We start from the raw sequence: 14,818 nt of genomic DNA, 5'->3' as shown, positions 1-14,818 counted from the left end.
TGCGGTAAGTTAGATAGGTATTCACAGAGGTTATATGACGTATAATGCGGCTCTCTGTGGAATAACCCTTGTATATAGAGGTGAATGTAATGGGTGGTATAAGTATTTGGCAGTTATTAATCATTGCCGTGATTGTTGTCTTGCTGTTTGGTACTAACAAACTACGGACATTAGGGTCAGATCTGGGCGCATCCATCAAAGGTTTTAAAAAGGCGATGGGTGATGAGCCACAAACTCCGCCAACTGACGCTAATAAAACCAGTAACGATGCTGACTTTGCAAAATCGATTACTGAAAAACAGCAGCCAGTTGCTAAAGCTGAAGAGTCTAAGAGTCACGACAAAGAGCAGGGATAAGCTGTGTTCGACATCGGGTTTAGTGAACTGCTGCTGGTTCTTGTGATAGGCCTGGTCGTACTCGGGCCAGAACGGCTACCGGTTGCTGTTAGAACAGTTGCGGGTTGGATTCGTACATTGCGTTCACTTGCGGCCACCGTGCAAAACGAATTAGCGCAAGAGCTTAAGATTCAAGAGTTGCAAGACAGCCTGAAAAAAGCGGAAGAAGCCGGTTTGCAGAACCTGACACCAGAGCTGAAAGCCTCAATGGATGAACTCAAAGAGGCCGCTGAGGCACTGAAACGTTCATATCATTCTGACATTGGTTCGGAAGCACCACACACGATCCATAATCCGCTCATTACCGAACCGGAAGCTATTCATGATGGTGTTACGCCCGCCGAGTCTGCAACGAAGGCTCAAGCATCACCTCAAGCACCGAGTACTGATGTTGATAAAGCCGTCACCCCGGAATCGGTTGAAACCGCGCCTACTAATGATGAGAAACCCATTGTTAAAGTTGAGGCCTTTTCTGCGTCTATCTCCTCTGTAGATAGAGAACAGGTTCCCGTTACGAACACTCCCGTAACTAAGGTACAAACTGCTGCAGTTGACACCCATAGCACAGATTCGCTCGGTGCTGACCAACCTAGAACTCACCAACCTGGCGGCGATCGGTAAACATGGCTGTTGATGATACCCAACCCCTTATTACTCATTTAATAGAACTGCGTAAGCGGCTATTGAATTGCATTATCACTATTTTAGTGGTTTTTTTCGTATTGGTTTTTTTTGCTAATGATATCTACCATCTGGTTTCAGCACCGTTGATCAAACAACTGCCTGTTGGTTCCAGTATGATCGCAACGGATGTCGCATCACCGTTCTTTACCCCGATTAAATTGACCATGATGGTTTCGGTGTTTGTTTCAGCACCGATGATCCTCTATCAGGTTTGGGCATTTATAGCCCCTGCGCTGTATAAACATGAGCGCCGCTTGATGGTCCCGCTGCTGATATCTAGTAGCTTCTTATTTTATCTGGGAATGGCATTTGCCTACTTTGTTGTTTTCCCGTTAGCTTTTGGTTTTTTTGCCAAAACCGCGCCGGAAAGTGTGCTTATCGCAACGGATATCACTAAATACCTTGATTTCGTTATGGCACTTTTTATGGCTTTTGGTATTTCTTTCGAAGTCCCGATTGCGATAATTCTTCTGTGTTGGGCAGGGGTGACAACACCTGAAGCATTGAAGAAAAAACGACCTTATGTGTTTGTTGGTGCTTTTGTCGTGGGGATGCTTCTCACCCCGCCAGATGTGTTATCTCAGACATTATTAGCGATTCCGATGTATCTGTTATTCGAAGTGGGGGTGTTCTTTGCCCGCTTCTACACCGGTAAACAACGTCGTACAGATATTGAGGAAGAGGATGAAGAAGTCGATAATCATCCTAAAGAGTCTTAAGTTTCTACTTTGATATTTTAGCCGCCCTCTGGGCGGCTTCTGTTTTGGGACACTTATGTTTGATATCGGTGTGAACTTAACCAGCTCACAATTTACAAAAGACTGTCCTCAAGTCGTGGCTCGGGCAAAAGAGGCTGGTGTTACCGGTATGCTGATTACCGGAACAAATTCTGAAGAAAGCCAGGCCGCCTTTGAGCTTGCCATGGCCTATCCTGGCTATAGCTGGTCAACCGCAGGTGTTCATCCCCATCATGCAAGCAGTTGGCAAGTAGATGTAGAACAGCAAATTAGGGCAATAGCAACCAATGCCAGCGTAGTCGCCATTGGCGAATGTGGCCTGGACTTTAATCGCAACTTCTCTACTCCAACTGAGCAAGAGATTGCCTTTACTGCACAGTTAGCACTGGCTGCTGAACTTTCTTTGCCGGTATTCTTGCATTGCCGAGAGGCGCATGATCGTTTCATCACTCTACTTTCGCCTTGGCTAGATAAAATTCCTGCAGCTGTTGTGCATTGTTTTACCGGCACTGCTGATGAATTGGATTCCTGTCTGGCATTGGGCTTATCTATAGGTATAACCGGTTGGGTATGTGATGAGCGTCGTGGTCTTGAGTTAAGGGCGTTATTGCCGCGTATTCCTACCCAGCAATTACTGCTGGAAACTGATGCCCCATATTTATTGCCACGAGATATACATCCTAAACCTGCATCTCGTCGCAATGAACCCTGCTTTCTGCCTCATATCGTCCAGCAGGTTGCTGTCTGGCGACAAGAAGACCCTCAATGGCTGGGACAGAAAACTGATGAAAACGCCCGCCGGATTTTCCGGTTGGTTTGAGTTAGGAGAACAATATGAGCTATGCATTTCCGGGCACCTTCCCTGGTCGCCGTATGCGTCGTGTGCGTCGTCATGATTTTAGTCGTCGACTGGTTGCTGAAAATCAGCTGACAGTTAATGACTTGATCTATCCGGTGTTTGTTATGGAAGGAAACAACCATCAGCAAGCCGTTTCGTCTATGCCGGGTGTCTCGCGCATGACGATCGATTTATTGGTGAAAGAAGCTGAGGCTATTGCCAGACTTGGTGTTCCGGTCATATCGTTATTCCCGGTTATTGAATCAGATATGAAGTCACTACACGCGGAAGAATCTTATAACCCGAATGGCCTGGTACAACGCACTGTGCGTGCATTAAAAGATGCAGTACCAGAGTTAGGTATTCTTACGGACGTTGCCCTCGATCCATATACAACGCATGGACAAGATGGTGTGATTGATGCTGACGGTTATGTTATCAACGACATAACCAAAGAAATTTTAGTGCGTCAGGCATTATCACATGCAGAAGCTGGTGCAGAGATTGTTGCCCCGAGCGATATGATGGATGGCCGCATTGGCGCGATTCGTGATCAGTTAGAATTACAAGGGTTAGTGAATACGCAAATCATGGCGTATTCCGCCAAGTATGCCTCTTGTTACTATGGCCCATTCCGCGATGCAATTGGCTCCAGTAGCAATTTGAAAGGTGGCAATAAAAAAACCTATCAAATGGATCCGGCTAATAGCGATGAAGCGTTGCAAGAAATCGCTCAGGACTTGCAGGAAGGGGCGGATATGGTGATGGTTAAACCGGGAATGCCATATTTGGATGTGGTGCGTCGGGTGAAAGATACCTTTGGGGTTCCGACCTTTGCCTATCAGGTTTCCGGTGAGTATGCGATGCATATGGCTGCAATACAAAATGGCTGGCTGCAAGAAAAGCCGACGGTGATGGAGTCGCTATTGTGCTTTAAACGCGCGGGTGCGGATGGGGTATTGACCTATTTTGCTAAGCAAGTCGCACAATGGCTGCATGACGATCACATGCAGCGTTAACTGTTCGGTTATCAATAATAAGTGTCAAGGTAGGCACTGAAATACCTACTTTGGCACTGTGAATTAAGTATCTTATTGTTTTTCGAATTGACGATTATCCAGACTTTGTAATATCGGACTATTGAGCATATTCAGTAATAGCATTGAACGTGCCTCACCATCTGGCTCGGTATAAATGGCCTGTAACCCCGCAAAAACACCCTCTGTAATAATCACAGTATCACCAGGCGTAGGTATCTCTGGTGCAATGATTTTATCAGTTGTATGAGATTGCATTTCGTGAATAACCATTGCCGGGATTACCGCAGGTTGTACGCCAAACCTGACAAAGTGGCTTACACCTCGGGTGGCACTTATCGTTGTGGTATGAATATGTTCCGGATCAAACTCCACAAAGAGATAATTCGGGAATAATGCTTCCGTGGTTTCAATTCGTTTTCCGCGTATTATCTTTTCGATAGTGACGATCGGTGTCCAGCAATTCACTTCTTGTCGCTCTAAGTGCTCTTTAGCGCGTAAAAGTTGCCCACGTTTACAATATAATAAATGCCAATGTTTCATAATTTCATATGCCTTTAGGTACTACCTGGCAGCATAGCAAAAGTGGGGGTACATATACAGTGAGCAAAAATAACATCACCTGATATATATTTGTTATGTAAAGAGTTAGCCATATTTTATATCGATAACATTCTATCAGTGCTTGTAAATGTTAATGCCAAATAACAGCATGCTATTTTTTCGAGTTAGCCTGCTTCATTTTTAACAAAAAGACAGCAACTGCTATAAAGACAGCCTATAATGGCGCATCACCTAGCCGCCGAAATGATCAGCATGAAATACCGTGACTTACGTGACTTCCTCTCGTTGCTGGAACAGAGGGGCGAACTTAAACGAATTAGCCAGCCTATTGATCCCTATCTGGAAATGACAGAAATAGCCGATCGTACTTTGCGCGCTGGCGGGCCTGCATTACTTTTTGAGAATCCGAAGGGCTATAACATGCCCGTGTTGTGTAACCTGTTTGGTACAGCCAAGCGGGTTGCGATGGGGATGGGGCAAGAAGATGTTAGTGCTCTGCGAGATGTTGGCAAGTTATTGGCTTTCCTGAAAGAACCTGATCCGCCGAAAGGTTTTCGTGACCTGTTCGATAAACTGCCTAAATTTAAGCAGGTATTGAATATGCCGACGAAATGCTTAAGCTCCGCCCCATGCCAAGAGCAAGTGTGGGAAGGGGATGATGTCGACCTAAGCCGAATCCCGGTGATGCACTGTTGGCCGGAGGATGCCGCCCCATTGGTCTCTTGGGGGCTGACGGTGACTCGCGGGCCGCATAAAGAACGGCAAAATCTGGGTATTTATCGCCAGCAAGTGTTGGGCAAAAACAAATTAATTATGCGCTGGCTTTCCCATCGAGGCGGCGCTTTAGACTATCAAGAATGGTGCGAAGCGCATCCTGGCGAACGTTTCCCGGTTGCTGTCGCGTTGGGAGCTGATCCTGCGACTATTTTGGCTGCGGTAACGCCCGTGCCAGATACTTTATCTGAATATGCTTTTGCCGGCTTATTGCGTGGGCATAAAACCGAAGTCGTAAAGTGTCTTTCCAACTCACTTGAAGTTCCTGCAAGTGCAGAAATTGTATTGGAAGGATATATTGAGCAGGGTGAGATGGCACCGGAAGGCCCTTATGGCGATCATACCGGTTATTACAACGAGATTGATAGTTTCCCTGTCTTTACCGTCACCCATATTACTCAACGCAAAGACGCGATTTATCATTCAACCTATACTGGTCGTCCACCGGATGAACCGGCGGTAATGGGCGTTGCGCTGAACGAAGTATTTGTTCCTATTTTGCAAAAACAATTCCCAGAGATTGTTGATTTTTATCTGCCGCCAGAAGGCTGTTCATACCGTTTGGCCGTGGTGACCATCAAGAAACAGTATGCTGGTCATGCTAAACGCGTGATGATGGGCGTTTGGTCGTTTTTACGCCAGTTTATGTATACGAAATTTGTTATTGTTTGTGACGATGATATTAACGCCCGTGATTGGAATGATGTTATTTGGGCGATTACGACCCGAATGGACCCGTCGCGCGATACGGTGTTAATTGAAAACACACCAATAGATTATTTGGATTTCGCCTCACCGGTTTCCGGTTTGGGATCGAAAATGGGGCTGGATGCCACCAACAAATGGCCAGCTGAGACTCCGCGTGAATGGGGGCGTCCAATTAAAATGGATGAAGAAGTCCGCGCCCGCGTTGATGCTATTTGGGACGAGCTTGCCATTTTCAGTGACAAAGAGACGAAACGCTAACTGGCGTCCATTTTGTCCTTAGTTTTGCATTTGATGACCCGACAGAGGGAAGGCATGACAACTTTAAGCTGTAAAGTAACCTCCGTAGAGGCCATTACCGATACGGTGTACCGGGTGCAATTAGTACCTGCATCTGCATTTTCTTTCCGTGCTGGGCAGTATTTGATGGTCGTGATGGATGAGCGCGATAAACGACCATTCTCTATGGCATCCACACCACTGCAAAAAGACTCAATCGAGCTGCATATCGGGGCTTCGGAGCTGAATTTATACGCCATGGCGGTAATGGACAGAATTCTGCAAGAGAAAACGCTGGATGTGGATATTCCTCATGGTGAGGCGTGGTTCCGCGAGGGTAGTCATCGCCCACTGATATTAATTGCAGGCGGTACTGGTTTCTCCTATGCGCGTTCCATTTTGTTGGCGGCGTTAGCAGAACAACCTGATCGTGAAGTTTCTATCTATTGGGGCGGGCGCGAAGCTGTGCATTTATATGACCTCAGTGAGTTAGAAGCGCTGTCGATTCAGTATCCGCAGTTGAAAGTTATCCCTGTCGTTGAACAGCCAGAAGATGGCTGGCGTGGTCGAACCGGAACTGTGCTAAGTGCCGTGTTGCAAGACTACGGTTCTCTCGCTGAGCAGGATATCTATATCGCAGGTCGTTTTGAAATGGCGAAGATTGCTCGTGAACGTTTCTGTGCCGAGCGCGGCGCACTGGAAGCGCATATCTATGGTGATGCTTTTGCTTTTATTTAAGTGAAACACCAGATAAAAAAGCCCGCCCCTGACAGGCGGGAAAACGGCAACTAAACTCTGGTTATCAGGGCCTGTACTCAGGCCCTAAATATTTTGGTTATACGCGCTCAAAGATGGTAGCAATGCCTTGGCCTAAACCGATACACATGGTTGCCAGACCGAATTGCACGTCACGGCGTTCCATCAGATTGAGTAACGTGGTAGAAATACGCGCTCCTGAACAGCCCAACGGATGACCGAGAGCAATGGCTCCCCCATTCAGGTTTACCTTATCATCCATGCTCTCCAGCAAACCCAAACCTTTCAGGCAAGCCAGTGACTGAGCAGCAAACGCCTCATTTAATTCAAATAACCCAATATCTTCGAGCTTAAGCCCGGCACGTTTTAGTGCCAGTTGGCTGGCGGGTACTGGGCCATATCCCATAATCGACGGATCACAGCCGACGACAGCCATTGAACGAATACGGGCGCGTGGTGTTAAACCTAATGATTTTGCTCGGGATTCACTCATGATAAGCATGGCTGAGGCACCATCGGAAAGTGCTGATGATGTCGCGGCGGTCACAGTGCCATTCACTGGGTCAAAGGCTGGACGCAAAGCCGCTAGCCCAGCCAGATTGGTCTCTGGGCGAATAACTTCATCGAAATCAAAGCGTTTTAATATGCCATCAGCGTCATGCCCATTGGTGGCGACAATCTCTTTAGCAAAATGGCCCGCCTGAGTAGCAGCATAAGCGCGTTGATGGGAGCGGACCGCAAACTCATCTTGTGACTGGCGACTGATATTGTGGATTTTTGCCAGCATTTCAGCCGTTAATCCCATCATACCGGCGGCTTTAGCCACCGTGCGACCCATACCTGGGTGGAAGTCCACGCCATGATTCATCGGCACGTGGCCCATATGTTCTACGCCACCAATCAAACTGACTTGTGCATCACCCACCATGATAGCTCTGGCACCGTCATGCAACGCCTGCATTGAGGAACCACACAGGCGATTAACTGTTACCGCAGGGACGCTATGGGGAATTTCTGCCAGTAAAGATGCATTGCGGGCGATGTTAAAACCCTGCTCTAGCGTTTGTTGCACACAGCCCCAATAGATATCATCGATTTCGGCGGCATTCAGCTCAGGGTTGCGGCTCAGCACTTCGCGCATTAAATGAGCGGAGAGGTCTTCTGCCCGAACCTGACGGAATGCACCGCCTTTGGAGCGGCCCATCGGTGTACGGACGGCATCAATAATGACTACATTTTCCATGTTTTCAGACCTCATGCCGGTTGACTGATAGAAACATCAAGCAGCGCCGCTGCCACAGGATAATAGCTTTCGTTATGCTCAGCTTTGGCTCTCAATCCCGGCGGGACTTGATACAGCGCCCCAAGATAGGTATAGCGTTGAGCCATTTCGACATAATTTGCACTGCCGATGGTATCAAGGTAACGGAAGACACCGCCGTGGAATGGAGGGAATCCAAGGCCATACACCAACGCCATATCACCCTCCGCCGGACTGGCAATAATGCCTTCTTCCAGGCAGCGCACCACCTCATTGATCATTGGGATCATGGTGCGGGCAATAATATCGTCATCGCTAAATTTCTGAGGCGGCTGACTGACTTGCGCCAGTAATGTATCTACCTGTTCATCATTCTCTTTACGCGGTTTGCCTTTAGCATCTTGGGTATAGCGGTAGAAGCCTTGGCCATTCTTCTGACCAAACCGTTGGTTATCAAACATCACGTCAACCGCATCGCGATAATCTTTATTCATGCGCTCAGGGAAACCAACGGCCATCACGGCCTGTGCATGGTGCGCGGTATCAATACCCACCACATCTAATAGATAAGCCGGGCCCATTGGCCAGCCAAATTGCTTTTCCATCACTTTATCAATTTGGCGGAAGTCCGCACCGTCTCGGACTAACATGCCGAATCCCGCCAGGTACGGGAATAAAACGCGGTTAACAAAGAAGCCTGGGCAATCATTCACCACAATCGGGGTTTTCCCCATTTGCGTGGCGTATGCCACAACTACGGCGATAGTTTTATCTGAGGTTTTGGCGCCGCGAATAATTTCAACCAATGGCATCCGGTGCACTGGGTTGAAGAAATGCATGCCGCAGAAGTTTTCTGGGCGTTTAAGGGATTTGGCGAGCTGATCAATCGGAATTGTCGAAGTGTTAGAAGCCAGAACAGTTTCTTCGCCGATAAGTGTTTCAACCTCTGCCAGGACAGCTGCTTTGACTTTTGGATTTTCTACCACCGCTTCCACGATGACTTGGGCGCGTTCAATGCCGGCATAATCTAATGTTGGCTGGATGGTTGCTAAGATATTTGCCATTTTCAGGCCGTCTATCTTGCCGCGCTCCAGTTGCTTATTCAGCAATTTTCCCGCTTCATTCATCCCCAATGTGAGGGACTTGTCATTAATATCTTTCATGATGACCGGCACACCTTTCAGTGCCGATTGATAGGCAATTCCGCCACCCATAATCCCTGCACCCAGCACTGCGGCCTGTTTTGGTGCGCTGACACCTTTGGACAGCTTTTTAGCCTGACCTTTAACATACTGGTCATTCAGGAAAATACCGACTAGTGCACGTGCTTCACTGGAGCCTGCTAAGGGAACAAAACTATTGGTTTCCAGCCTCAATGCTTCGGCGCGGCCAAATTTCGCAGCGGCTTCAATAGTTTTGACGGCAGTCAAGGGAGCCGGATAGTGTTTACCGGCGACTTGCATGACCATACCTTTGGCAATGGTAAAGCACATCGCGGCTTCTGTCGGATTGAGCTTCAGTGGCTCTAATTTCGGGCGACGTGCAGATTGCCAGTCGAGCTTCCCGTCAATTGCTTGTTTTAACATCGCTAATGCGGCATTGACCAACTTTTCGGGGGCGACAACGGCATCTACCAACCCAACTTTTAAGGCATCTTTGGCAATAATGTCTTTGCCAGCCGCAATAATTTCCAGCGCACTGTCTGCGCCTAATAGTCGAGGTAAACGAACTGAACCGCCGAAGCCTGGCATGATACCTAGTTTAGTTTCCGGCAGGCCGATACGTGCTTCTGGCGAGGCCACGCGAAAATCAGTCGCTAAAATACATTCACACCCGCCACCCAGCGCATATCCATTGATTGCTGCAATGGTTGGCACCGGTAAGTCTTCCAAACGATTGAAGATATCGTTGGCGAAAACTAACCATTGATGCAACTTTTCTGGTGGCTCGTTAAACAGGGATAGAAATTCAGTGATATCGGCACCGACAATAAAGGCTGCTTTGGCTGAACGTAATAGCAATCCTTTGAGTTCACTTTGTTTTTCCAGTACAGCCAGGGCTTCGCCCAGATTGGCTACAGTTTGTGTATCCAACTTATTAACTGAACCTGGTGCATCAAACACCAGCTCGGCAATGCCGTCTTCCAGCCAGTGAAGCTGTAGTGTTTCGCTTTGGTAGAGCATATCTATCTCCTGAATAAGCGTATGTGATCTGGTATGACCAGATATTCAGGAAGTGTGGATATTTTGTTAATGAATTGCAAACAAGAGATTGATTTTTTGCAGTGAAGATCACAGTCAATCAGGTGGAATAATTGATTTTTATCACGTTTATTTACGGCCGTTTTGCGCGTAAGGTAGCGTAATTAACTTATAGGTAAGAGGTCGTCGAAACATGGCTTTGGCGACTATGGTAAGATTAAAAAATTAAGTTCTAATAGCGAAGGGTACTGTGATGGAAACGCTGGCTTCTTTATATAACGAACATTTGTCCACCCTACAACAACGCACTCGCGATGTACTGGAACGCCATCAGTTGGATGCTTTATTGATTCATTCCGGTGAATTACAACGTATTTTCCTTGATGACCGCGACTATCCTTTTAAGGTTAATGCCCAATTCAAAGCCTGGGTTCCGGTGACACAAGTTCCCAACTGCTGGCTATGGGTTGATGGCGTTAATACGCCGAAGTTATGGTTTTACTCCCCGGTAGATTATTGGCACAGTGTTGAGCCACTTCCTGACAGCTTCTGGACCAAATCACTTGATATTCAGCCTTTAGCTAATGCCGACGACATTGCACAACAATTGCCAGTGCAGCGCGAGCGAGTTGCTTATATTGGTTATGCTCAACAGCGCGCTCAGGCTCTGGGTTTCAGTACTGAAAACATTAATCCTAAACCGGTGTTGGATTACCTTCATTTCTACCGCTCTTATAAAACAGATTACGAGTTGGCGTGTATGCGTGAAGCGCAAAAGACCGCAGTTGCTGGGCATCGGGCTGCTTATGAAGCATTTCAGTCCGGTATGAGCGAGTTTGATATCAATCTCGCCTATCTGATGGCTACGGGTCACCGTGATACTGATGTTCCATACGATAATATTGTTGCACTGAATGAACATTCGGCGGTATTGCATTACACCACCTTGCAGCATCAGCCACCGGCAGAGATTCGTAGTTTCCTGATTGATGCGGGTGCTGAATACAACGGCTATGCTGCTGATTTGACCCGTACCTATGCCGCAGACAGTGAAAACGATTTTTCTGCATTGATCAAAGACCTTAATTATGAGCAGCTTGAGCTAATCAAAACCATTAAAAGTGGTGAGCGCTACACCGATTATCATGTTCAGATGCATCAACGTATTGCGAAGTTACTGCGCACTCATAATCTGGTCACCGGTATCAGCGAAGAGGCGATGGTTGAACAAGGTATTACTTGTCCATTCCTACCGCACGGATTGGGTCACCCGCTAGGTTTGCAAGTGCACGATACTGCGGGCTTTACGCAGGATGAGAAAGGGACGCATCTCAGCGCGCCATCCAAGTACCCTTACTTACGTTGTACCCGTATTCTGCAACCGCGCATGGTGCTGACTATCGAACCGGGCCTCTACTTTATTGAATCACTCTTGGCACCTTGGCGTTCAGGGGAGTTCAGCCAGCATTTCAATTGGGATCTTATTGAAACGCTGAAGCCTTATGGTGGCATTCGTATAGAAGACAATATTGTTATTCATGATAATCGGGTTGAGAACATGACTCGCGACCTGAAGCTGGACTGATGCAGCCTTATTTGATACCTGCGGCTTCGGTGACTATCAGCGAAGAGATTAAAAAAAGTCGTTTCATCACCTTACTGGCTCATACCTGTGGGGTGAATGAAGCGAAAGATTTTATTCAGCAGGTAAAGCAACAACACCCAACAGCCCGGCATCATTGCTGGGCTTTTGTTGCCGGGACACCCACAGATTCACAGCAACTAGGTTTTTCCGATGATGGCGAGCCTTCGGGCACAGCGGGTAAACCGATTCTGGCTCAATTGATGGGTAGTGGGATAGGTGAAATTACTGCGGTGGTTGTGCGTTATTATGGCGGTATCAAGCTGGGTACTGGCGGGTTAGTCAGAGCTTATGGCAGTGGTGTTCAGCAAGCGTTAAAACAGATTGAAGTAAAATATAAAGTCCCGCAGGTAGAATATACTTTGCAGTGTGACTATGCGCAGCTCGCGATGGTCGAAACACTATTACAGCAGGTTGAAGGCCAGATTTTACAGAGTGAATATGCACAACTCGTGACTCTTCATCTCTCTTTGCCAGCAACTCAAGCCAGTCAGGTCGGGGATAAATTGCGGGATCTCAGTCGTGGTACGTTGCAATTGACGCCCATTTCGCAATAATCCCCATCCAAGTGAATTGCTAAGGAACGTGCCGGAATGCATTTTCGTGCCATAACCCGTATTGTTGGCCTGCTAGTCATCTTATTCTCCGGGACAATGTTTATTCCCGGGCTAGTGGCCTTGATCTATCGTGATGGTGCCGGCCGTGCCTTCAGCGAAACCTTCTTTGTTGCTTTGTCGATAGGCTTGTTGCTGTGGCTACCGAACCGAAAGCAGAAGCATGAGTTGAAACCGCGCGAGGGGTTTCTGATTGTAGTGCTGTTCTGGACAGTGCTGGGCAGTGTCGGGGCATTACCTTTCTTATTTTCTGAGCGCCCGAACCTTTCGCTAACTGATGCATTTTTTGAATCATTCTCTGGGCTGACGACCACCGGAGCCACCACGCTGGTGGGGTTAGATTCACTGCCTAAGGCCATTTTATTCTATCGACAAATGCTGCAGTGGCTGGGTGGCATGGGGATCATCGTATTGGCAGTGGCCATTTTGCCTATTTTGGGTGTCGGGGGGATGCAGCTCTATCGGGCTGAAATGCCAGGGCCATTGAAAGACAATAAAATGCGCCCCCGAATCGCCGAAACTGCGAAAACACTGTGGCTTATCTATGTCTTGCTGACCATTGCCTGTGCGCTTTCTTTATGGGCCGCGGGGATGTCTGTGTTTGATGCTATCTCTCACAGCTTTTCAACTATCGCGATAGGCGGCTTTTCTACCCATGACGCCAGTATCGGTTATTTCAACAGCCCAACGATTAACACCATCATTGGTATTTTCTTGCTGATTTCGGGCTGTAACTTTGGTCTGCATTTCGCTGTACTCAGTGGCCGCAGTTTGAAAGTTTATTGGCGTGATCCTGAATTCCGTATGTTTATCTTTGTACAATTGACGCTAGTTATCGTTTGTACCTTGGTGCTCTGGCAGCACAGTGTATACAAATCGGGGCTGGAAACCTTAAATCAGGCATTTTTCCAAGTGGTTTCAATGGCGACCACGGCGGGCTTCACAACGGACAGTATTTCTAAGTGGCCGTTGTTCCTGCCGATACTTTTATTATGCTCCGCGTTTATCGGGGGGTGTGCCGGGTCAACCGGTGGTGGTTTGAAAGTTATCCGTATCCTGTTGCTCTATCTACAAGGCTCGCGTGAATTAAAACGTTTGGTTCATCCGAATGCGGTTTACACCATCAAGCTGGGGCGGCGAGCATTACCGGAACGAATACTGGAAGCTGTGTGGGGGTTCTTCTCCGCATATGCTTTGGTTTTCATTATCAGCATGTTGGCCATCATCGCGACAGGTGTCGATGAGTTTTCTGCTTTTGCGGCAGTGACTGCAACTTTGAATAACCTTGGGCCAGGCTTAGGTGTTGTCGCTGATAACTTCACTTCTATGAATCCTGCTGCTAAATGGATATTAGTGATAACAATGTTATTTGGCCGGTTGGAAGTTTTCACTTTGCTGGTTCTCTTCACCCCAACATTCTGGCGTGAGTAATTCTGCATAAGGAACATTGCTATGAAAGTATTGATACTTTACTCCAGCCGAGACGGCCAAACGCAAACCATCGCCTCTTATATAGCTAAGGAATTATCAACCGCAGCGACGTGTGAAATACAGGATTTGGCCGAGGTGGGGCAAATAGATCTGAGCCAGTATCAACAAGTGGTGATTGGTGCTTCTGTTCGTTATGGGCATTTCAGTCCGGTGTTGAGTAAATTCGTCAATAAACACGTCGAACAACTTAATCAGATGCCGAGTGCGTTCTTTGCCGTCAATCTGACTGCGCGCAAACCAGAGAAGCGTTCACCACAAACCAATGCCTATGTGCGCAAATTCTTACTTAGCACACCTTGGCAGCCAACATTGTGCGCCGTATTTGCTGGAGCGCTGCGTTATCCACGCTATCGATGGATAGACAGAGTCATGATTCAACTTATTATGCGCATGACCGGGGGAGAAACGGATACCAGTAAAGAAGTTGAGTATACGGATTGGCAACAGGTTAGTAGTTTTGCTCAGGATTTCTCGGCGCTGCAGTACGAAAAATAGCAATAATGGTGGTTATCACCGCAAATTGTTGAAATAAAACACGGTTGAAAAGTTTTTTGAAATTAGGGGTTGCAGGCTGTCAGGAACTCCCTATAATGCGCCTCCACTGACCGGGAACAACGAAACACACTTCGCCGGGTCAGGAAGAGAAATGATTGAGTTTGACTTCGAAAGAAACCAAATAAACTCTTGACTCTTCAGCGGGAAAGCGTATTATCTGCCTCCCGCGTTACCGTAAGATTCGCCGCAAGGCAAACGGGTAACGAACGCTCTTTAACAATTTATCAGACAATCTGTGTGGGCACTCGCAAGACGATATCGAAGCCTGTTTCGGCAGGCAGAAGA

The 14,818-nt window shown here is 47.5% G+C and carries 14 protein-coding genes; 11 read left to right on the top strand and 3 right to left on the bottom strand.

Features of this window, described 5'->3' with window-relative positions:
* Positions 1-89 precede the first annotated feature (89 nt).
* The 5 genes from tatA to hemB are packed head-to-tail and all read left to right on the top strand — an operon-like array spanning position 90 to position 3,673.
* Positions 90-356: a Sec-independent protein translocase subunit TatA gene (gene tatA, locus FTB31_RS01440; protein WP_005165598.1), complete on the top strand. Its 267-nt coding sequence runs from the start codon at positions 90-92 to the stop codon at positions 354-356.
* Between the two features lie 3 nt (positions 357-359).
* Positions 360-1,016 (top strand): Sec-independent protein translocase protein TatB, encoded by a 657-nt coding sequence (gene tatB / locus FTB31_RS01435; protein WP_077175510.1) that lies wholly within the window; start codon positions 360-362, stop codon positions 1,014-1,016.
* Between the two features lie 2 nt (positions 1,017-1,018).
* Positions 1,019-1,798 carry a Sec-independent protein translocase subunit TatC gene (gene tatC, locus FTB31_RS01430; protein ID WP_019080143.1) on the top strand — a complete coding sequence of 260 codons (780 nt, stop codon included), beginning with the start codon at positions 1,019-1,021 and terminating at the stop codon, positions 1,796-1,798.
* 55 nt (positions 1,799-1,853) lie between these two features.
* On the top strand, positions 1,854-2,636 hold the full coding sequence (gene tatD, locus FTB31_RS01425; protein WP_050076887.1) for a 3'-5' ssDNA/RNA exonuclease TatD: 783 nt from the start codon (positions 1,854-1,856) through the stop codon (positions 2,634-2,636).
* A gap of 14 nt (positions 2,637-2,650) precedes the next feature.
* Positions 2,651-3,673, top strand: coding sequence for a porphobilinogen synthase (hemB, locus tag FTB31_RS01420; RefSeq protein ID WP_050076888.1), 1,023 nt, complete (start codon positions 2,651-2,653; stop codon positions 3,671-3,673).
* A gap of 72 nt (positions 3,674-3,745) precedes the next feature.
* On the opposite strand, the gene rfaH is transcribed toward hemB, so the two are convergent.
* Positions 3,746-4,234: a transcription/translation regulatory transformer protein RfaH gene (rfaH, locus tag FTB31_RS01415; RefSeq protein ID WP_050076889.1), complete on the bottom strand. Its 489-nt coding sequence runs from the start codon at positions 4,232-4,234 to the stop codon at positions 3,746-3,748.
* A 264-nt stretch (positions 4,235-4,498) separates the two neighbouring features.
* On the opposite strand from rfaH, the gene ubiD reads away from it, so the two are divergent.
* Positions 4,499-5,995, top strand: a complete 1,497-nt coding sequence (ubiD, locus tag FTB31_RS01410) for a 4-hydroxy-3-polyprenylbenzoate decarboxylase (protein ID WP_077175550.1) — start codon at positions 4,499-4,501, stop codon at positions 5,993-5,995.
* Between the two features lie 54 nt (positions 5,996-6,049).
* Positions 6,050-6,751: an NAD(P)H-flavin reductase gene (gene fre, locus FTB31_RS01405; protein WP_050076890.1), complete on the top strand. Its 702-nt coding sequence runs from the start codon at positions 6,050-6,052 to the stop codon at positions 6,749-6,751.
* 97 nt (positions 6,752-6,848) lie between these two features.
* On the opposite strand, the gene fadA is transcribed toward fre, so the two are convergent.
* Entirely contained in the window at positions 6,849-8,012 is a 1,164-nt protein-coding gene (gene fadA, locus FTB31_RS01400) for an acetyl-CoA C-acyltransferase FadA (RefSeq protein WP_077295603.1), read from the bottom strand.
* Between the two features lie 11 nt (positions 8,013-8,023).
* On the bottom strand, positions 8,024-10,213 hold the full coding sequence (gene fadB / locus FTB31_RS01395; RefSeq protein ID WP_227731042.1) for a fatty acid oxidation complex subunit alpha FadB: 2,190 nt from the start codon (positions 10,211-10,213) through the stop codon (positions 8,024-8,026).
* Positions 10,214-10,484: 271 nt separating this feature from the next.
* Between fadB and pepQ the strand changes: the two genes are divergently transcribed.
* Genes pepQ through hemG form a run of 4 tightly spaced genes read left to right on the top strand, consistent with a single transcriptional unit; the run spans position 10,485 to position 14,473 of the window.
* On the top strand, positions 10,485-11,816 hold the full coding sequence (pepQ, locus tag FTB31_RS01390; RefSeq protein WP_227731041.1) for a Xaa-Pro dipeptidase: 1,332 nt from the start codon (positions 10,485-10,487) through the stop codon (positions 11,814-11,816).
* A complete protein-coding gene (locus tag FTB31_RS01385; RefSeq protein WP_050076894.1) occupies positions 11,816-12,430 on the top strand; it encodes an IMPACT family protein in 615 nt (204 codons plus the stop codon). Before pepQ ends, FTB31_RS01385 begins: the two co-directional genes overlap by 1 nt.
* Positions 12,431-12,466: 36 nt before the next feature.
* Positions 12,467-13,918, top strand: a complete 1,452-nt coding sequence (trkH, locus tag FTB31_RS01380; protein WP_005176271.1) for a Trk system potassium transporter TrkH — start codon at positions 12,467-12,469, stop codon at positions 13,916-13,918.
* Between the two features lie 21 nt (positions 13,919-13,939).
* A complete protein-coding gene (gene hemG / locus FTB31_RS01375; RefSeq protein ID WP_050076895.1) occupies positions 13,940-14,473 on the top strand; it encodes a menaquinone-dependent protoporphyrinogen IX dehydrogenase in 534 nt (177 codons plus the stop codon).
* The last annotated feature ends 345 nt before the right edge of the window (positions 14,474-14,818 follow it).

The organism is Yersinia proxima (assembly GCF_902170785.1).
GTDB lineage: Bacteria > Pseudomonadota > Gammaproteobacteria > Enterobacterales > Enterobacteriaceae > Yersinia > Yersinia proxima.
The sequence above is the reverse complement of the archived record's forward strand: the minus strand, read 5'-3'. Positions and strand labels throughout refer to the sequence as shown.

Bases quoted from the DNA above. Each gene is read 5' to 3' on its own strand.
- tatD (WP_050076887.1), top strand. From the start codon at position 1,854: ATGTTTGATATCGGTGTGAACTTAACCAGCTCACAATTTACAAAAGAC.
- fre (WP_050076890.1), top strand. From the start codon at position 6,050: ATGACAACTTTAAGCTGTAAAGTAACCTCCGTAGAGGCCATTACCGAT.
- hemG (WP_050076895.1), top strand. From the start codon at position 13,940: ATGAAAGTATTGATACTTTACTCCAGCCGAGACGGCCAAACGCAAACC.
- fadA (WP_077295603.1), bottom strand. From the start codon at position 8,012: ATGGAAAATGTAGTCATTATTGATGCCGTCCGTACACCGATGGGCCGC.
- rfaH (WP_050076889.1), bottom strand. From the start codon at position 4,234: ATGAAACATTGGCATTTATTATATTGTAAACGTGGGCAACTTTTACGC.
- tatA (WP_005165598.1), top strand. From the start codon at position 90: ATGGGTGGTATAAGTATTTGGCAGTTATTAATCATTGCCGTGATTGTT.
- tatC (WP_019080143.1), top strand. From the start codon at position 1,019: ATGGCTGTTGATGATACCCAACCCCTTATTACTCATTTAATAGAACTG.
- pepQ (WP_227731041.1), top strand. From the start codon at position 10,485: ATGGAAACGCTGGCTTCTTTATATAACGAACATTTGTCCACCCTACAA.
- FTB31_RS01385 (WP_050076894.1), top strand. From the start codon at position 11,816: ATGCAGCCTTATTTGATACCTGCGGCTTCGGTGACTATCAGCGAAGAG.
- hemB (WP_050076888.1), top strand. From the start codon at position 2,651: ATGAGCTATGCATTTCCGGGCACCTTCCCTGGTCGCCGTATGCGTCGT.
- ubiD (WP_077175550.1), top strand. From the start codon at position 4,499: ATGATCAGCATGAAATACCGTGACTTACGTGACTTCCTCTCGTTGCTG.
- fadB (WP_227731042.1), bottom strand. From the start codon at position 10,213: ATGCTCTACCAAAGCGAAACACTACAGCTTCACTGGCTGGAAGACGGC.
- trkH (WP_005176271.1), top strand. From the start codon at position 12,467: ATGCATTTTCGTGCCATAACCCGTATTGTTGGCCTGCTAGTCATCTTA.